Here is a 17,689-nt window from a genome sequence, read left to right on the forward strand (position 1 = left end):
GCGCAGTTCCTTGCGATGGTCCGGGACGACGGCGGCCCGGTCGGTCAGGGGGCTCGTCGTCCGGTGGTCCCGGCGGCCGTGCCCCTCAGGTGCGCGCGGAGGTGTCCGCGTCGGACTCCTCCACTGCTGCTGTCTTCTCTTCCTCCGGCTCGGCAGCTGCCTCGCCGGTCCCTTCACTTGCTGGGTCACTTACTCGTTCGCGTACTGAGTCGCGCGCTGGGTCAGGCTCCGGATCAGCCTCAGGTCCGGCCGACGGATCATCCCCCTCCGGCCGCAGCCGAACCGACTCTTCCCTGGTGGGGAACTTCCGAGCCAGCACGATCGAGACCACCAGGGCCGCGAGGCCCAGAAGGATCGACGTCCAGACGTTGAGGCGTAGCCCCAGCACCAGCTCCGCATCGTCGATGCGGAGCATCTCGATCCAGACCCGTCCGAGAGTGTAGAGCAGGACGTACGCCCAGAATACCCGTCCATGACCCAACTTGAACCGACGGTCGAGAAAGAGCAGAACCCCGGCCATGGCGAGGCACCACAGGAGCTCGTACAGGAACGTCGGGTGGAACAGCGTGCCCTCCGGGTACGCCACGCCCGTCGCCGGGTTCGACACCAGGTACTCGGCGTCGATCCGCAGCCCCCACGGCAGCTCGGTGGGCCGGCCGTACAGCTCCTGGTTGAACCAGTTTCCGAGCCGGCCGACGGCCTGCGCGACCAGCAGACCGGGCGCGACGGCGTCGGCGAAGGACGAGAGCCGGACGCCCTTCTGGCGGCAGCCCAGCCAGGCTCCGACGGCGCCGAACGCCACCGCGCCCCAGATGCCGAGGCCGCCCTCCCAGACGTAGAGCGCCTTGATCGGGTCGCCCCCGCCCGAGAAGTTCTCGCCGAAGTACCGGTCCGGCGAGGAGAGCACGTGGTAGATCCGGCCCCCGACGATGCCGAACGGCACCGCCCAGAACGCGATCTCCAGGACGTCCTCGGGGTCCCCGCCACGAGCCTTCCAGCGCCTGGCGGTCATCCAGAGGGCGACGGCGATCCCCGCGAGGATCGCCAGCGCGTAGGCGCGCAGCGGGAAGATCCCGAGGTACCAGGTGTGTTCGGAGGGGCTGGGTATCTCGGCGACCACGGCAGCGGACAGCAACGCAGGCAGCTCAGCGGACAGCGGAGCCGACAGGGCGGTCAGCAGCGTCACGGGGCCTCTCCGGATGTCGTCGCGCCGCCGGGCGCGACGGCAGCGGGTGTGTCAGTGGGCGCGGTAGCGCGCGCAGACCGTACCCCGGCCGCGAGGTCTTCCGTCACCTCGGCCAGATTCCTGAGACGGGCGGTCCACTCGTCCTCGGTCAGCGGGCCGTCCGACAGCAGCGGGCGCACCATCGCCGACCCGACGATGACACCGTCGGCGAAGCGGCCCACCTGGGCGGCCTGCGCACCGGTGGAGACACCGAGGCCCACGCAGACGTTGACGGCGCCGGCCGCGCGGGTGTCGGCCACGAGCTGCTCGGCGCGCGAGCCCACCTGGTTCCGCTCCCCCGTGACGCCCATGAGCGACGCCGCGTAGACGAACCCGCGCGAGGCGCCGACGGTGAGCCGCAGCCGCTCCGTCGTCGAGCTCGGGGCCACGAGGAACACGCGGTCCAGCCCGTGCGCCTCGCTGGCGGCCAGCCAGTCCGCGGCCTCGTCGGGGATGAGGTCGGGCGTGATCAGACCGGCGCTGCCCGCGGCGGCCAGGTCGCGCGCGAACGCGTCCGCCCCGTACTTGAGCACGGGGTTCCAGTAGGTCATGACCAGCACGGGCACGTGCGGCGCGTACTCGGTCAGCTCCCGCACCACACGGAACACGTCCCGCACGCGGGCACCCGCGTCGAGCGCACCCTGCGCGGCGGCCTGGATGACCGGGCCGTCCAGCACGGGGTCGGTGTACGGCACCCCGAGCTCGATGATGTCGGTGCCGTGGTCGATCAGCGTCTTGAGGGCCTCGACCGACCGGTCCACCGTCGGATAGCCCACCGGCAGGTAGCCCACCAGCGCGGGGCGGTTCTCCTGCTCGCGCAGGCGGGCGATCAGATCGCTCGTGCTCGACCCCGTCTGCGGCCCGGTGGCCGGCTCTGTCACAGTGCTCATCCCCGGCCCTCCTGCCGCTCGAGCTCTTCCGTCGCCACGCCCTCGTCGAGCAGCCCGAACCAGCGTGCCGCCGTCGCCACGTCCTTGTCGCCGCGACCGGAGAGGTTCACGAGGATCAGGAGCGGCTCGCCGTCGGGTCCGGTGCGGCCTTCCGCCGCCGCGGCCTTGCCGACCCGCATCGCGCCCGCGAGGGCGTGCGCCGACTCGATGGCCGGGATGATCCCCTCGGTGCGGCACAGCAGACGGAACGCCTCCATGGCCTCGTCGTCGGTCACCGGCTCGTAGGTCGCGCGGCCCAGGTCGTGGAGCCAGGCGTGGGCCGGGCCGACGCTCGGATAGTCCAGGCCGGCCGAGACGGAGTGGCTGGGCAAGGTCTGGCCGTCGTCGTCCTGCAGCAGGTAGGAGCGCGCGCCGTGCAGCACACCCAGGGCGCCGCCGCTGAACCGGGCCGCGTGGCGCCCCGACTCGATACCCTCGCCGCCGGCCTCGAACCCGCGCAGCTCGACGCCCTTGTCGTCGAGGAACGCGTTGAAGATGCCGAGCGCGTTGGACCCGCCGCCCACGCACGCCGCGACCACGTCGGGCAGGCGGCCCGCGCGCTCCAGGAGCTGCTCGCGCGCCTCCTCGCCGATGATGCGGTGGAACTGGCGCACCATCTCGGGGAACGGGTGCGGGCCCGTGACGGTACCCAGCAGGTAGTGGGTGGTCTCGACGTTGGCCACCCAGTCCCGCAGTGCCTCGTTGATCGCGTCCTTGAGCGTGCGCGAGCCGATCTTCACCGGCACGACCTCGGCACCGAGCAGGCGCATGCGCGCCACGTTCAGCGCCTGGCGCCGGGTGTCCTCCTCGCCCATGTAGACCACGCACTCGAGGTCCATCAGGGCTGCGGCCGTGGCGGTGGCGACGCCGTGCTGGCCGGCCCCCGTCTCCGCGATGAGGCGCTTCTTGCCCATGCGCTTGACCAGGAGGGCCTGGCCCAGCACGTTGTTGATCTTGTGCGACCCGGTGTGGTTCAGGTCCTCACGCTTGAGGAACACGCGCGCGCCGCCCGCGTGCGCGGCGAACCGCTGCACCTCGGTCAGCGCGCTCGGCCGGCCCGTGTACTCCCGGTGCAGGCGCTGCAGCTCCGCCGCGAACTCGGGGTCGTCGGCCGCCTTGCGGAACTCGGTGTCCAGCTCGTCGAGCGCGGCGATGAGCGCCTCGGGCACGTAACGCCCGCCGTACTCGCCGAAGTACGGACCGGAGACGTCGGACAGCTTCACGTCGGTCACCTCGGACCCCTTCAAGCCGGACGTACGGACCGCAGCGACGGGTGCGAGCCCGCTGCGACGAGGTCGGCCACCGAGGCGCGCGGGGCGCCGTCGGTCACCAGAGCCTCGCCCACCAGAACGCCGTCGGCGCCGGCGCGAGCCATCTCCATCACGTCGTGCGGACCTCGGATGCCGGACTCCGCGATCTTGATCACGTCGTCCGGGATGTACTCGGCGAGGCTGCGGAACAGGCCGCGGTCCAGCTCGAGGGTCTTCAGGTTGCGGGCGTTGACGCCCACCACCCGCGCCCCGGCGTCCACCGCCCGGCGGACCTCCTCGAGGTTGTGCGCCTCGACCAGGGCCGTCATGCCGAGCGAGTGCACGCGCTCGACGAGCGACTCGAGCACCGTCTGCTCCAGGGCGGCCACGATGATCAGCACCAGGTCGGCCCCGTGCGCTCGTGCCTCCCACACCTGGTACGGCGTCACGATGAAGTCCTTGCGGAGCACCGGGACGTCGACCCGGCCGCGCACGGCGTCCAGATCGGCGAGCGAGCCGTTGAACCGGCGCTGCTCGGTGAGCACGGAGATCGCGGACGCGCCGCCCGTCTCGTACTCGACGGCGAGCGCCGCAGGGTCGTCGATCGACGCGAGCGAGCCCTTGCTCGGGCTCGAGCGCTTCACCTCGGCGATCACCGACACGGCGTCCGCCTGCTTCAGACGGCCGAGGCACTCGAGAGCCCCGGGCACCGCGGTGGCACGCTCCTTGAGCGCGTCGAGAGACACGCGTGCCTCACGCTCCGCGAGGTCCTCACGAACCCCCGCGACGATGTCCTCCAGGACCGACATGTAATGAGCCTCCCCGTGCCCTTGCTCTGCCCTCGTGCTACGCCTCGTACGTTTGCCGGGGCGATCGCCCCATGGCCATCGTAGGCGGATCCAGGGTGTGGTCCTGACCACTCCCGGACCGTGAGACGACGTCCCGTCAGATCCCGGGCCGGGAGTCGTCCGAGGACTCCCTGGGGATCACCTGGTCGGTCCGGGGCCGGGGTTCGCGGTCAGATCCGGGTCAGGCGCAGGTCAGGTCCACGGGGTCAGGTAGGGCTGCAGGCCAGGGAGGTTGCGCGCCACGAAGAACGCCAGCGCGACGCCGAGGGTGACCCAGCCGGCGGTGCTGGACAGGCCCTTGACGGGCCGGCCGCGTGCGGCGGCCACGAGCCACGTCAGCCAGAGGACCACCACGACGGGGGCGGTCACGGTCCACAGCGCGTTCGCCGACCAGGCGCCGGCCAGGTCGAGGTGCGCCAGATCGTGCGTGGCGCGCAGCCCACCGCACAAGGGGCAGGCCAGGCCGGTCAGCTCCAGCAGCGGGCAGAACCCGTAGGACCCGCGCACGTGCGGGTCGCGCAGCGCGACCAGCAGCGTGGCCGCGCCGACCGCCGCGCCGGCGAGGAGCGGCGCCCGGAGGGCCGAGGTGCCGGTGGACCGGGCAACGGGCTGAGCGGCGGGCCCCGCGGCCGGCGCGGGTCCGGGCTCGGCGTCGATCTCAGGAACCGGGCTCACCCGCCACGAACCGGGCGACGAGCAGCACGATCACCACGGCCAGGATCGCCAGCGAGATCCAGCCGAGCACGACACCGGTCAGCGCCATGCCCTCGTTGTTCGCCTCGCCCGCGCGCACGGCGCGACGGCCCTGGTTGCCGACGATGATGGCGGGAATGCCGGTGACGACACCCAGCGCCAGAACGACCGACGCGATGCCCAGCACGAGCGACCACACCCCCAGGTTGTTCCGGGGGTACGCGGCGGGCCGTGCGGGCATCGCGAGCTCGGTCATCGTGGACCTACCGCTGGACCTTCTTCTGGCCCATGCCCAGGTTCCGCAGCACCAGGCCGACGATCAGCGAGACGCCGACCACGACCAGGCCGACCGTGAACATGACCAGCCCCGACGGCGACGACGCGGCCAGCACGAGGCCGAACGCGGAGATGAGCGCGCCGAGCGTGATGCCGGCCATCGTCACCCACGCGGCGACCGTGTGGCCGTGGTTCGTCGGCGGGACGCCCGGCGGCAGGTAGGCGATCTCGGGCTTGTTCTCGGTCATCGCAGGTTGGTGCCTTTCGTGTCGTGCGGTACGCGCTCAGCCTAACCGCTCAGCGTCAGGTCAGCGGCCCGTCGGGTCATCGCCCCGGGACAGCGCGTCCCAGGCGTCGTGGGGATCGATCTCGTCGTCGTCCTGTCCTGCGGCGTCCGGCCCAGCGGTGTCCGGCCCAGCGGCGTCCGGCCCAGCGGCGTCCGGCCGGACGGCGCTGCCCCGCTCGCCCGCGGTGCCGGCATCGTCTCCCGCGGAGGTGCCGGCGGAGACGCCGGCAGGGGCGCCTGGGGCGACGGTTCCCCCGACACCCGGGGCCGTGGCGCCGGCCGTCGCGGTCCGGTCCGCGCGCTCGTGCCGGCCGGAGGTCTCCGCCCAGCCGCGCGCCGCGACCGCTGCCCAGACCGCCACGACGACCGCGAGCACCCCGGTGGCGACCGCGGCCCACGGCCAGGCGGTCAGCGTGACCGGCGACGTGAGCTCGGTGACACCGCTCGTCGCGGACGCGGCGGCGGTGGCGGCGGGCGTGGGGTCGCCGACGACGACGAGCGTGCTCGCCACCACCAGAACCCCCGCCGCCGCGGCGACCACGAGCGCCACGTACCGGGCGACGCGCCCCGTGAGCGCGCACGCGATGCCGGCGGCCAGGAGCACGAGCGCTCCGGCGCCGACGCCCGGCGCGGCGGAGGTGCCGACGGCGGCCACCGCCACCTCGGGCTCCAGCGCGGTCGCCACGGTCGAAGTCACCCAGGTGGGCGAGCCGACGGCGAACGTCAGCCCGCCCAGGACGAGCAGCGCGAGAACGGTGCGGGTGCGAGTCACTTGCCGCCACCGGCCTTCCCGAGCGGGGCCAGGCGCGACGCGAGCTGGATGGCGCGCACCGCGGCGGCGGCCTTGTTGCGCGACTCCGCGTACTCCAGCGCGGGCACCGAGTCGGCGACGATGCCGCCGCCGGCCTGGACGCTGGCCCGGCCGTCGGCGATGTACGCGGTACGGATGGCGATGGCCATGTCCATGTTCCCGCCGAAGTCGAAGTACCCGCACACCCCGCCGTAGATGCCGCGGGACGCGGGCTCGAGCTCGTCGATCAGGGCGATCGCGCGGGGCTTGGGCGCCCCCGAGAGGGTGCCGGCCGGGAAGGTGGCGCGCAGCGCGTCCAGGGCGCTGCGGCCGGCGCGCAGCCGGCCCACCACCGTCGAGCACATGTGCATGATGTGGCTGAACCGCCGCACCTTCATGAACTCGACCACCTCGACGCTGGTGGGCTCGCACACCTTCACCATGTCGTTGCGGGAGAGGTCGACGAGCATGATGTGCTCGGCCCGCTCCTTGGGGTCGGCCAGCAGCTCCTCACCCAGCTCCGCGTCCTCCTCGGGGTGGGCGCCGCGCGGCCGGGACCCGGCGATCGGGTAGGTGGTGACGTGGCCGTCGTCCACCTTGACGAGGGTCTCCGGGCTGGAGCCCACCACGGCGAACTCGGCGCCGTCCGGCTTGGCCAGGTGGAAGTAGTACATGTACGGGCTCGGGTTCACGGTGCGCAGCGCACGGTAGACGTCCAGCGGGTCCGCCGGGCAGTCCAGGTCCAGGCGCTGGGACAGCACCACCTGGAACACCTCGCCATCCCGGATCGCCTCCTTGCCCGCGAGCACCGCGTTCTCGAACTCGTCCTGGGTGGAGCGGAACTCGAGCTGCGGCTCCGGACCCTCCACGACGACGGACGTGACCCGGGTCCCGCCCGCCTCCAGCTGCGCCTCCATGGCGTCGAGCCGCGCGACGGCGTCCGCGTAGGCCTCGTCGACACGCTCGTCCGTGGCGTCGGCGTTGATCGCGTTCGCGACCAGCCACACGGTCCCTTCCCGGTGGTCCACCACGGCGAGGTCGGTGGCGAGGCACAGGGCGAGCTCCGGCGCGCCCACCTCGTCCGGAGCGGTCGCCGGGAGCGTGGGCTCCCAGTGCCGCACGATGTCCCAGCCCAGCACACCTGCGAGGCCGCCGGTGAGGGGCGGCAGGTTGGCCACGCCGGGCGTGCGGAGCGCGACCAGGGCCGCCTCGAGCACGTCGACGACGTCACCCTCCGTCGGGACGCCGACCGGCACGTCACCGGTCCAGACCGCCCGGCCCTTGTCGCTGGTCAGGGTCGCCCGGGACGACACCCCGACGAACGACCAGCGCGCCCAGACGCCGGACTCCGCCGACTCCAGGATGAAGCTGCCGGGCTTGCTCTGGGCCAGCGTCCGGTAGAGGCCCACGGGCGTCGCGTCGTCGGCGAGGAGGGGGCGGACCACCGGGATGACCCGGCGGTCGGTGGCCATCTCCCGGAACTCCCCGAGGCTCGGCCAGGTGCGACCCCAGGGCAGGTCGGCGGGTGCGGTCGCCGCGCGAGCCTCGTGGGGGTCGAGCTGGGTGTCGAGCTGGGTCACCGGTTCTCCTCGTCTCGCTGGTTGGTGTCCTGCGGATCGCGTTCTCCGACCACCGCGCCGAGGTCGCCCCCGGCCTCGAAGCACGTGCGCGTGCCGGTGTGGCACGCGGCGCCCACCTGGTCCACCCGGACCAGCAGGGCGTCACCGTCGCAGTCCATGCTCACGGCCTTGACGTACTGGGCGTGCCCGGACGTGTCGCCCTTGCGCCAGTACTCCTCACGGCTGCGGGACCAGAAGGTCACACGCCCTTCGGTGAGGGTGCGGCGCAGGGCCTCGTCGTCCATCCAGCCGACCATGAGCACCTCGCCCGTGTCGTGCTGCTGCACGACGGCGGCCACCAGGCCGGCATCGTCCCGCTTGAGTCGGGCAGAGATCGTGGGATCGAGAACGTCGGGCACCTGAGAATCCTGCCACGTCACGGGCCGACGGCGGTGTGATCTCCGCCGCCGGCGCGTATCCGGTCCCAGATCCGGTCCGCGTTCCGGCGCCAGATCTGGTCCGGCTACCGGGTCCGGCTACCGGGTCTGGGATATCCAGCTCGCGTGCATGCGGGCGTAGATGCCGTCGGCCGCGGCCAGCTCGTCGTGCGGGCCGACCTCGGCCACGTGGCCCTCGTCGACCACGACCACCAGGTCGGACGCCTCGGCGGTCGAGAGCCGGTGGGCGATGGTGATCGTGGAGCGCCCGGCCGTCAGGGAGTCCAGGGCGCGCGCGATGCGGACCTCCGTCGCGGGGTCCACCGCCGACGTCGCCTCGTCGAGCACCAGCAGGTCCGGCTGGGCGAGGTAGGCACGTGCGATCGCGACGAGCTGCCGCTCACCCGCCGACAGCGCCTCGCCCCGCTGGCCCACCTCGGTGTCGAGCCCGTCGGGCAGGTCGGCGACCCAGTCGGACAGCCCGAGCTCGACGAAGGCCCGCTCGACGGCGGCGCGGGTCGCGGGCGAGACCTCCGCCGGCTCCGCCGCCGGTCCGGTGGCCGACGCCGCCGACGCCGCCGACCCGTCCGGAACCCGCGAGCCCGCGGAGTCCCGCAGGCCGTACGCCACGTTGGCCAGCACCGTCCCGTCGAAGAGGAAGCCCTCCTGCGGCACCAGCACGATACGTTCGCGCAGCGACGCGAACGTGAGGTCACGCAGGTCCACGCCGTCCAGCTCCACGGCTCCCGACGTCGGGTCCATGAGGCGGGTGACCAGCTTGGCGATGGTCGTCTTGCCGGAGCCGGTCTGGCCCACCACCGCGACCTTGGTACGCGGCGGCAGGTCCAGTGTCACGCCGTGCAGCACCTCTGGTCCGTGCGGGTACGAGAACCGGACGTCGCGCAGCGTGACGCGGGCCGGCCCGCGCTCCTGCGTCACGGCGTCCGGCTTCTCGGCCACCTGCACCGGCGTGTCGATGACGGCGATCACGCGCCGCCACCCGGCCACCGCGTTCTGCAGCTCGTTGAGGATCTCGGTCGCCATCTGGACCGGGCCGGTGAACAGCTGCACCAGGAACAGGAAGGCCACGAGCTGGCCCGCCGTCAGGCCGCCGCCCACGCCGAGCAGCGTTCCGACGACCACGACGATCGAGAGCACCAGGTTCGAGATCAGGACACCCGACGAGAACGTCGCGGCGACCAGGACCTGTGACCGGGCCTGCGCGCTGCGGGTGTCCTCGACGGCGTCGCCGATGCGGCGCCCCGTGCGCTCGGACACGCCGTACGCGCGCACCGTCTCGGCACCCACGACGGCCTCGGAGATCGCGCCCAGCATGGCCCCGACCCGCTCCCGCACCAGGGTGTAGGCGCGGTTCACGTACTTCTGGCCGTACCGGATCACGAGGAACATCGGCACGAACGCGATCCACACCACCGCCGTGAGAACCGGCGAGTAGACGATCATCAGCCCGGTCGCCACCACGATCTGCAGCGCGCTGACGAGCAGCATGATGCCGCCCCACTGCACGAACAGCGACACGGTGTCGACGTCGTTCGTCACACGTGAGACCAGCGCACCGCGCCGCTCGGTGTTCTGCGTCAGGGTCGACAGGTTGTGCACGTGCCGGAACGCCTTGACCCGCAGCGTCGCCAGACCGGCCTCGGCCGCGCGGAACAGGCGCACGTTGACGAGCGCCGCGCAGAGCCCGGCCAGCACGAGCGCACCCGCCGCGAGCGACGCGAGGAGCGCCACGCGGCCGGCGTCCGGCCCGTCGTCGGCCAGGATGCCGACGTCGATGGTCTGCTGGACCGCGAGCGGCACCACCACGCGACCGGCGGCCGCGAGGGAGGCCAGCCCGAGCGTGACCCAGATGCCCCGGGCGATCTCGGGGCTGATCTCGATACCCCGGCGCAGCGTCGCGAACACGCCGAGGCTGCTCGTCGACTCGATGCGCGCGCCGTCGGCGTCGAGCAGGTCCTCGGGCACGTCGGTCACGTCGCGCTCATCCGTCGCCGCGGTCATCCCGCCACCTCTTCCAGCTTGTCGTCGAGCACGCCGGCAGCGGCCGCGTCGGCCCGTTCCTGCTCCCTGCGCTCGGTCTCGACCTCGTAGGCCGTGGCGAGCTCGCGGTAGCCGGGGTCCCGCGCCATGAGCTCGTCGTGCGTCCCGGTGTCGACCACGCGGCCGCCGTCGATGTGGATGACACGGTCGGCGAGCGCCACCGAGGACATCCGGTAGGCGACCATGATCACGGTGGTCCCCGACCGGCGGCCGGCGCCCGAGCCGGTCCCGGAGGCCGCCTGGCCGGCGACCCGCTCGTCGGCCCGGGCGGCCAGCCCGCGCAGGATCTCCTGCTCGACCCGCGGGTCGACAGCGCTCGTCGCGTCGTCGAGCACGAGGAGGCGAGGGGCGCGCACCAGCGCGCGGGCGATCGCGAGGCGCTGCCGCTGCCCGCCGGAGAGGTTGGCGCCGCGCTCGCCCAGCGGGGCGTCGAGGCCGCCGGCAAGCTCCCGCACGGTGTCCTCCAGGCGGGCGAGCCGCAGAGCCTCCCACACCTCGTCGTCGGACGGCGCGTCGGGCGCATCCTTGTCGGCGAGGGTCACGTTGCCGCGCACCGTGTCCTCGAAGATGAACGTGGTCTGGGTGACGAACGCGACGTGGGCGGGGATCTCGCCGTCGGCCAGGGTTCGCGCGTCGACGCCGTCGAGCAGCACGCGTCCGCGAGTCGGGTCCGACAGCCGGGCCAGGAGGCTCACGAGGGTGGTCTTGCCGGCCCCGGTGGTGCCGACGACGGCGACCGTCGTACCGGGCTCGACGTCGACCTCGACACCGTCGAGCAGGGTGATCGAGCGGCCACGCGCCCCGCTGATCGCGGGCACGTCGACGCCCACACCGTCCAGGCGGACGGCGAGGCCGGCCTGCCCGGGTGTCTGCGGCAGGCGGGCGTCGCCGTACTCGAGCGCGCCCGTCGAGTCGACGACCTCCGCGATGCGCTCGTGGCCGACCAGGGCGCGCGGCAGCTCGCCGAGGACCCAGCCGAACGCCTGCACGGGCACGGTCATCATGGTGAGCAGGTAGGCGGCGGTGACGATGTCGCCCGCGACGACGTCACCGGTCGAGATGCGCCACGTACCGATGCCGAGCACCAGCAGGGTGCCGACCGCGGGCAGGGTCTGGATCACGGGGTCGAACAGCGAGCGCACGATGCCGACGCGCACGTTCGCGGCGCGCAGCTCCTGCGTGCGGGCGTCGAACCGCACCTCCTCGCGGCCCTCCGTGCCGAGCGACTTGACCAGGAGCGCCGCCTCGAAGCTCTCGTGCGCCGCGTCGGCGACGTCGCCGCGCAGGCGCTGCGCCCGGGTCACGGCCGGGGACATGTGCCGCTGGTAGACGGCGTTGACGGCGACCGTGACGGGGATGACGGCGAGCGCCGCGAGCGCCAGCCAGGGGTCGATCGTCAGGAGCATGCCGATGGAGACGCCGATCATGACCACGACGCCGAGCGCGAACGGCAGCGGGTTGAAGACGCCGGTGGCGGCCTCCGTGTCGGAGGTGGTGTGGTTCAGGAGCTGGCCGGCGGGGTGCGCCCGGTGCCAGGAGGCGGGCAGGCGCAGGTACTGGCGGGTCAGCGCCGTGCGATGGTCGGCCTGGATCCGGACGACGCCGAAGCCCGCCCAGATGCGCCGGCCCGCGACGGACAGGGCGAGGGTCAGCGCGACGGCGGCGAGCACGAGGCCGCCGAGCCACACCCGGTCGCGCGCGACCTCGTCACCGGCGATGGCAGGGACGACCACGGAGTCCGTGGCCCAGCCCACTGCGCGGCTCACGCCGACGGTGAGGGCGCCGAAGATCGCCGAGGCGCCCACGGCAAGGGCGTAGATGCCCGGGTGGGACCGCATGCCGCGCCACATCAGCGCGAGCGAGCGGCGTACACGCGAGCCGGTCAGCGCCATCGGTCTGGATCGCGGGGCATCTGTGGGCACGGCAAGATCTCGCTTCCTCGGGGGCTTGCAGAATTTTCTCACGACCCGGGAATCGATTCGACAGTTTTTCGCCCTGGGCGTCGACGACGTTACGACCTCGACCTTGGTTGAGGTCAAGGGGTCCTGACGGGCGTCAGCGGACGACGAGACCTGCCGCGCGCATCGCGTCCTTGACCTGACCCACGGTCAGCACGCCGAAGTGGAACACCGACGCCGCGAGGACCGCGTCCGCCCCCGCCTGCGCGGCCTCCACGAAGTGCTGGGGCGTGCCCGCCCCGCCGGAGGCGACGAGCGGGACGTGCACCCGCTCCCGTACGGCGCGGAGCATCTCCAGGTCGAACCCGGCTGTGGTGCCGTCGGCGTCCATGGAGTTGAGCAGGATCTCCCCCGCGCCCAGGACGGCCGCCTTCTCCGCCCACTCCACGGCGTCGATACCGGTGCCGCGCCGCCCGCCGTGCGTGGTGACCTCGTAACCGGACGGTGTGGTGACGTCGCCCGTGACGCGGCGCGCGTCGACGCTGAGCGTCAGCACCTGCGAGCCGAACCGCTCGGCGATCTCCGCGATCAGCTCCGGCCGCGCGATCGCCGCGGTGTTCACGCCGACCTTGTCGGCACCCGCCCGCAGCAGCCGGTCGACGTCGTCCGTCGAGCGCACTCCCCCGCCGACCGTGAGCGGCACGAACACCTGCTCGGCGGTGCGGCGCACGACGTCGACCATGGTCTCGCGGTCGCCGGACGAGGCGGACACGTCCAGGAACGTGAGCTCGTCGGCGCCTTCGGCGTCGTACCGGCCGGCGAGCTCGACCGGGTCGCCCGCGTCGCGCAGGTCGGCGAAGTTGACGCCCTTGACCACTCGGCCCGCGTCGACGTCCAGGCACGGGATCACGCGGATCGCGACGGACATCAGCCCTCCTTCTTCTTCGTCTCGGGTTCTTCCTCGGGGACGGCCTTGTGGGCGTCGAGGATGTCGACCACGTACACCAGCGTCTCGCCGGCGAGCCGGCTCGTGGTGTTGGCGTGGCCGTCCTGCGGTGGTACCACCAGCATCACCTGGGAACCGACGGTCTGTTCCAGCAGCCCCTGGTCCCAGCCCTCGACCAGCCTGCCGATCCCGATCTCCGCGGACTGCGGAGACGTGCCCTCGGTCCACGTCGTGTCGACCACCTCGCCGTCGCTCCAGCGCACGGCGGTGAACTCGACGGTGAGGATCTGCCCGGCGCGCACCTGCTGCCCCGATCCGCGGATCAGGGGGTGCACCACCAGCTCCGACGGAGGCTCGACGCCGCGCGGGATCCGGACGGTCGGGGCGCCCAGGTCGTCGAGGCGTACCTGCGGCAGGCTCTTGCCCGGTGCCGCCGCCTCGACACCCGACGCACGAGCAGGCAGGACGTCCGCCACCAGCAGCACCGGGACGCCGTCCTGCTCCTCCATGAGCAGGAGCCGCGTGCCGGCACGCTTGCCCTCGAGTGCCTCGAAGAGGCTGTTGCCGAGCGACGGCTCGGTCATCGTGTAGGCCACCGGCGCCGTGCGGAAGGTGTTCTGCAGCTCCGTGCCGTCCCGGCCGTCCTGCGCGTAGAGGTTCAGGAGCACCGGGTCGTCGCGCTCCAGCACGTCTCCCGTGCCGGGCCAGACCGTGCGCGAGGCCGGCGCCACGACGGCGAACGGCTGCTCGTACTCGAGCGTGGGCGGCGCGCCGCTCGTCCCGGTGACCTGCAACGGAGCCTGCGAGGCCGACGACGTGGGCGCCGGACCGACGTCGACCGGCAGCGACGCGGGCGCGCACGCGGCGGTCACCATCACCGTCGCCGCTGCCAGCGCGCCGACGACGACACGTACCCAGGAACTCACCAGCAGAGTCTCCCACGACCCGACGGTGCTCCCGGCATGGCGCCCCCGGCATGGCGCCCCCGGTACGGCACCCGCGGCACGACGACGCCCCGGGACCGGCCCCGTGGCCGGTCCCGGGGCGCTCGACCCCTGCTCACATGCTCTCGATCAGGCGCTCCACCCGGTCGTCGACGCTCTTGAACGGGTCCTTGCACAGCACGGTGCGCTGCGCCTGGTCGTTCAGCTTGAGGTGCACCCAGTCCACCGTGTAGTCCCTCCGTGCCTCCTGGGCCGCCCGGACGAAGTCGCCGCGCAGCTTGGCCCGGGTGGTCTGCGGCGGCAGGGCCGTGGACTCGAAGACCTCCAGGTCGGTCGTGACCCGCTCGACCATGCCACGCGCCGCGAGCAGGTTGTACAGGCCCTCGGTACGGGAGATGTCGTGGTAGGCGAGGTCGAGCCGCGCGATGCGCGGGTCGTCGAGGCCCATGCCGTGCTTCTCCTGGTATCGCCGGATGAGCTTGAGCTTGATGGCCCAGTCCAGCTCGCGGTCCACGAGCGAGAGGTTCTCCGCCTCCAGGGCGCGCAGCCCTCGCTCCCACAGGTCGAGCACCTGCTTGACCACCGGCGTGACCTCGAGGTTGGCCTCCACGAGCTCGCGAGCGCGTTCGTAGTACTCCGACTGGATCTCGACGGCCGTCATGGTCCGGCCGTTGGCCAGCGTCACGGCGTGCTTGCCCGTGCGGTCGTGGCTGATCTCCCGGATGGCGCGGATCGGGTTCTCCAGCGTGAGGTCCCGCATGGGCACCCCCGCCTCGACCAGACGCAGCACCAGGTCGGTCGATCCCACCTTGAGCATCGTGGTGGGCTCGGCCATCGAGGAGTCACCGACGATGACGTGCAGCCGGCGGTACAGCTCGGCGTCGGCGTGCGGCTCGTCCCGTGTGTTGATGATCGGACGCGACCGCGTGGTCGCGCTGGAGACGGCCTCCCAGATGTGGTCGGCACGCTGCGAGAGGCAGAACACGGCACCACGCGGCGTCGAGAGCACCTTGCCCGCCCCGACGAGGATCTGGCGTGTGATGAGGAACGGCACCAGTACGTCCGACAGCCGCGAGAAGTCGCCGGACCGCCGCACCAGATAGTTCTCGTGGCACCCGTAGGAGTTGCCCGCCGAGTCGGTGTTGTTCTTGAACAGGTGGATCTTGCCGGGCAGGTCCTCGTGCTCCAGGCGCTGCTGCGCGTCCGCGACCAGGCCTTCCAGGATCCGTTCGCCGCCCCGGTCGTACGAGACGAGCTGGCGCACGTCGTCGCACTCCGCCGTCGCGTACTCGGGGTGGGACCCCACGTCGAGGTAGAGGCGGGAGCCGTTCCTCAGGAACACGTTCGAGGAACGGCCCCACGCCACCACCTTCCGGAACAGGTAGCGGGCGACCTCGTCAGCAGACAGGCCACGCCCGTCGTCGGCAGCGCACGTCACGCCGTACTCGGTCTCGAGACCGAAGATCCTGCGGTCCATGGACTTCCCCTCCCTGTTCGCGGAACGTGCTGCTATCGGTCGGTTTCGGGCGTGCCGCCGGGTGCCTCCGGCCGCTCGTCCGGCTTCTCCTCGGTCGGAGACGCATCGGCCGGGCCCTCCGGGCCGGTGCCCGTCGTATCGGCTCCGGTGGAGGCGGTCCCGGTGTCCCCGGTGTCGGTGGTGTCCAGCGGAACCGTGTCCGGCGGAACCGTGTCCGCCGTCGCCGTCCCCGGCGTAGCGGTGCCGACGGGGAGTTCGTCCGCCGGCGGGAGGTCGTCCCCCGACGTCTCGCCCGAGGACGTCTTCGCGCCGTCCGCGAGCAGGTCGGCCAGGACCTGCCGCGCGAGGCGACGGAACGACCGCCGCGGCCGGTCCCGTTCCAGGACCGCGACCTCGAGCTGCGCCGCCTCGATGGTGCGCGACGAGGAGCCCTCGCCCGAGCCGAGCGCCGCCACGGCGAGCCGCAGCGCCTCGCCGAGCGACATGTTCTCGCGCCAGCCGTCCTTGACCTTCCGGCCGAGCTGCTCGGCCTGGCCGCCCATGACGACGAAGCCGTGCTCGTCCGCCACCGTGCCGTCGTACGTGAGCCGGTAGATCTGGTCGTCCTCCGGGGTGGCACCCACCTCGGCGACGACGATCTCCACCTCGAGCGGCTTGGACTCGGTGATGAACACGGTGCCGAGCGTCTGCGCGTACGCGTTCGCCAGGCCGCGGGCCGTCACGTCCGACCGGTCGTACGAGTAGCCGCGCATGTCGGCGTACCGCACACCGGCCACACGCAGGTTCTCGAACTCGTTGTACTTGCCGACGGCCGCGAAGGCGATGCGGTCGTAGATCTCGGAGATCTTGTGCAGCGCACGCGAAGGGTTCTCCGTGGCGAACGCGATGCCGCCGTCGTAGGCGAGCACCACCACGGACCGGCCGCGGGCGATGCCCTTGCGGGCGAAGTCCGCCCGGTCCTTCATCAGCTGCTCGGGCGAGACGTAGAACGGCATGTTCATGCGAGGTGCCCCCTCTCTCGGCGCTGCGCCACGATCTGCTCCGCAACGCGGGAGATCTCCGCGTCCTCGATCCGCTGATAGCCGTCCACGGACACCGTGGCCACCACGGGGAAGATCCCGCGCACGGTGTCCGGGCCGCCCGTCGCCGAGTCGTCGTCCGCGGCGTCGTAGAGCGCCTCGACCGCCACGTGGACCGCGGCCTCCGCGTCCATGCCGCGTCGCCACAGCTTCTTCAGCGCGCCGCGGGCGAAGATCGAGCCGGAGCCCACGCCGTGGTGCTCGTGCTCCTCGTACCGTCCACCGGTCGCGTCGTAGCTGAAGATGCGGCCGGTGCCCTTGTCCAGGTCGTAGCCCGCGAACAGCGGGACGACCGCCAGCCCCTGCATCGCCATGGGCAGGTTGGCGCGCAGCATCGTGGCCAGGCGGTTCGCCTTGCCCGTGAGCGAGAGCAGCGAACCCTCGATCTTCTCGTAGTGCTCGAGCTCCAGCTGGAAGAGCCGCACCAGCTCCAGCCCGATTCCCGCGGAGCCTGCGATGCCCACCGCCGAGTACTCGTCGGCCGGGAACACCTTCTCTATGCTGCGGCTGGCGATCATCGGCCCCGCGGTGGCACGGCGGTCGCCCGCCAGCAGGACGCCACCGTCAAAGGTGAGCGCCACGATCGTCGTGGCGTGCGGGGACAGGCTCGCCGGGTCGGTCACGCCCGCCGGCATGACGCGGTTCCCGGGCAGGCGGTCGGGGGCGTGCTCGGCCAGGAAATCCACGAAGGACGACGATCCCGGACGCAGGAAGGCGTCCGGGAGTCGTCCTGTGGTGCGGTCTGCGCTCAGGGTCACTGCCCACCCTTCTGGACGAATCCACGAACGAACGACTCGGCGTTGGTCTCCAGCACCTCGTCGATCTCCTCGAGCAGGGCGTCGACCTCGTCGTCGTCCTTCTGCGCCGCTGCGGCGGCGGGCGCCGGGGTCTCCGCGTCGTCGTCGGGAGTGCGGTCCTCTTGTGACGGGTTGATTCTTTCCTGACCGGCCATGATCGCCTCCTGGTGATTCTCTGACGTAGTGCTGGTCTC

17 protein-coding genes and 1 pseudogene are annotated in these 17,689 nt (G+C 72.4%); all 18 read right to left on the minus strand.

Going from position 1 to position 17,689, the window contains the following annotated elements; translation table 11 throughout:
* Positions 1 to 85: 85 nt before the first annotated feature.
* The 18 genes and pseudogenes from lgt to LUU90_RS21445 all read right to left on the minus strand — a co-directional run bounded on the left by lgt (position 86) and on the right by LUU90_RS21445 (position 17,650).
* Entirely contained in the window at positions 86 to 1,186 is a 1,101-nt protein-coding gene (gene lgt, locus LUU90_RS21360) for a prolipoprotein diacylglyceryl transferase (protein WP_425596282.1), read from the minus strand.
* Positions 1,183 to 2,115 carry a tryptophan synthase subunit alpha gene (gene trpA, locus LUU90_RS21365; RefSeq protein ID WP_275005965.1) on the minus strand — a complete coding sequence of 311 codons (933 nt, stop codon included), beginning with the start codon at positions 2,113 to 2,115 and terminating at the stop codon, positions 1,183 to 1,185. Before trpA ends, lgt begins: the two co-directional genes overlap by 4 nt.
* Entirely contained in the window at positions 2,112 to 3,386 is a 1,275-nt protein-coding gene (trpB, locus tag LUU90_RS21370; RefSeq protein WP_275005966.1) for a tryptophan synthase subunit beta, read from the minus strand. Before trpB ends, trpA begins: the two co-directional genes overlap by 4 nt.
* A gap of 11 nt (positions 3,387 to 3,397) precedes the next feature.
* Complete coding sequence (gene trpC, locus LUU90_RS21375; RefSeq protein ID WP_274995392.1) at positions 3,398 to 4,213, minus strand: indole-3-glycerol phosphate synthase TrpC; 816 nt, start codon at positions 4,211 to 4,213, stop codon at positions 3,398 to 3,400.
* Positions 4,214 to 4,444: 231 nt separating this feature from the next.
* Positions 4,445 to 4,927, minus strand: a complete 483-nt coding sequence (locus LUU90_RS21380; RefSeq protein WP_275005967.1) for a DUF2752 domain-containing protein — start codon at positions 4,925 to 4,927, stop codon at positions 4,445 to 4,447.
* The gene (locus LUU90_RS21385) at positions 4,911 to 5,201 is read right to left on the minus strand and encodes a DUF4190 domain-containing protein (protein WP_275005968.1); all 291 of its coding nucleotides are present in this window, start codon (positions 5,199 to 5,201) and stop codon (positions 4,911 to 4,913) included. The genes LUU90_RS21380 and LUU90_RS21385 overlap by 17 nt, the downstream gene beginning before the upstream one ends.
* A 7-nt stretch (positions 5,202 to 5,208) precedes the next feature.
* Positions 5,209 to 5,469: an HGxxPAAW family protein gene (locus LUU90_RS21390; RefSeq protein ID WP_275005969.1), complete on the minus strand. Its 261-nt coding sequence runs from the start codon at positions 5,467 to 5,469 to the stop codon at positions 5,209 to 5,211.
* Positions 5,470 to 5,529: 60 nt separating this feature from the next.
* On the minus strand, positions 5,530 to 6,279 hold the full coding sequence (locus tag LUU90_RS21395; protein ID WP_275005970.1) for a Trp biosynthesis-associated membrane protein: 750 nt from the start codon (positions 6,277 to 6,279) through the stop codon (positions 5,530 to 5,532).
* Complete coding sequence (locus LUU90_RS21400) at positions 6,276 to 7,877, minus strand: anthranilate synthase component I (RefSeq protein ID WP_275005971.1); 1,602 nt, start codon at positions 7,875 to 7,877, stop codon at positions 6,276 to 6,278. Before LUU90_RS21400 ends, LUU90_RS21395 begins: the two co-directional genes overlap by 4 nt.
* On the minus strand, positions 7,874 to 8,275 hold the full coding sequence (gene hisI / locus LUU90_RS21405; RefSeq protein WP_275005972.1) for a phosphoribosyl-AMP cyclohydrolase: 402 nt from the start codon (positions 8,273 to 8,275) through the stop codon (positions 7,874 to 7,876). The genes LUU90_RS21400 and hisI overlap by 4 nt, the downstream gene beginning before the upstream one ends.
* Before the next feature lie 117 nt (positions 8,276 to 8,392).
* Positions 8,393 to 10,315, minus strand: coding sequence for an ABC transporter ATP-binding protein (locus LUU90_RS21410; protein WP_275005973.1), 1,923 nt, complete (start codon positions 10,313 to 10,315; stop codon positions 8,393 to 8,395).
* The gene (locus tag LUU90_RS21415; RefSeq protein WP_275005974.1) at positions 10,312 to 12,246 is read right to left on the minus strand and encodes an ABC transporter ATP-binding protein; all 1,935 of its coding nucleotides are present in this window, start codon (positions 12,244 to 12,246) and stop codon (positions 10,312 to 10,314) included. Before LUU90_RS21415 ends, LUU90_RS21410 begins: the two co-directional genes overlap by 4 nt.
* Positions 12,247 to 12,409: 163 nt before the next feature.
* On the minus strand, positions 12,410 to 13,180 hold the full coding sequence (gene hisF, locus LUU90_RS21420; protein ID WP_275005975.1) for an imidazole glycerol phosphate synthase subunit HisF: 771 nt from the start codon (positions 13,178 to 13,180) through the stop codon (positions 12,410 to 12,412).
* On the minus strand, positions 13,180 to 14,124 hold the full coding sequence (locus LUU90_RS21425) for an FKBP-type peptidyl-prolyl cis-trans isomerase (protein ID WP_275005976.1): 945 nt from the start codon (positions 14,122 to 14,124) through the stop codon (positions 13,180 to 13,182). The genes hisF and LUU90_RS21425 overlap by 1 nt, the downstream gene beginning before the upstream one ends.
* Before the next feature lie 133 nt (positions 14,125 to 14,257).
* On the minus strand, positions 14,258 to 15,619 hold the full coding sequence (gene pafA, locus LUU90_RS21430; protein WP_275005977.1) for a Pup--protein ligase: 1,362 nt from the start codon (positions 15,617 to 15,619) through the stop codon (positions 14,258 to 14,260).
* 317 nt (positions 15,620 to 15,936) lie between these two features.
* Positions 15,937 to 16,620, minus strand: a pseudogene (prcA, locus tag LUU90_RS21435) (proteasome subunit alpha); the annotation flags it as partial.
* Complete coding sequence (gene prcB, locus LUU90_RS21440) at positions 16,617 to 17,456, minus strand: proteasome subunit beta (protein ID WP_425596283.1); 840 nt, start codon at positions 17,454 to 17,456, stop codon at positions 16,617 to 16,619. The pseudogene prcA and the gene prcB, both read right to left, overlap by 4 nt.
* A complete protein-coding gene (locus LUU90_RS21445) occupies positions 17,453 to 17,650 on the minus strand; it encodes a ubiquitin-like protein Pup (protein WP_275005978.1) in 198 nt (65 codons plus the stop codon). Before LUU90_RS21445 ends, prcB begins: the two co-directional genes overlap by 4 nt.
* Between the last annotated feature and the right edge of the window lie 39 nt (positions 17,651 to 17,689).

The organism is Promicromonospora iranensis, assembly GCF_028994775.1.
Taxonomy (GTDB): Bacteria; Actinomycetota; Actinomycetes; order Actinomycetales; family Cellulomonadaceae; genus Promicromonospora; species Promicromonospora iranensis_A.

Bases quoted from the DNA above. Each gene is read 5' to 3' on its own strand.
- trpA (WP_275005965.1), bottom strand. From the start codon at position 2,115: ATGAGCACTGTGACAGAGCCGGCCACCGGGCCGCAGACGGGGTCGAGC.
- trpC (WP_274995392.1), bottom strand. From the start codon at position 4,213: ATGTCGGTCCTGGAGGACATCGTCGCGGGGGTTCGTGAGGACCTCGCG.
- LUU90_RS21385 (WP_275005968.1), bottom strand. From the start codon at position 5,201: ATGACCGAGCTCGCGATGCCCGCACGGCCCGCCGCGTACCCCCGGAAC.
- LUU90_RS21390 (WP_275005969.1), bottom strand. From the start codon at position 5,469: ATGACCGAGAACAAGCCCGAGATCGCCTACCTGCCGCCGGGCGTCCCG.
- LUU90_RS21410 (WP_275005973.1), bottom strand. From the start codon at position 10,315: ATGACCGCGGCGACGGATGAGCGCGACGTGACCGACGTGCCCGAGGAC.
- LUU90_RS21415 (WP_275005974.1), bottom strand. From the start codon at position 12,246: ATGGCGCTGACCGGCTCGCGTGTACGCCGCTCGCTCGCGCTGATGTGG.
- hisF (WP_275005975.1), bottom strand. From the start codon at position 13,180: ATGTCCGTCGCGATCCGCGTGATCCCGTGCCTGGACGTCGACGCGGGC.
- pafA (WP_275005977.1), bottom strand. From the start codon at position 15,619: ATGGACCGCAGGATCTTCGGTCTCGAGACCGAGTACGGCGTGACGTGC.
- LUU90_RS21445 (WP_275005978.1), bottom strand. From the start codon at position 17,650: ATGGCCGGTCAGGAAAGAATCAACCCGTCACAAGAGGACCGCACTCCC.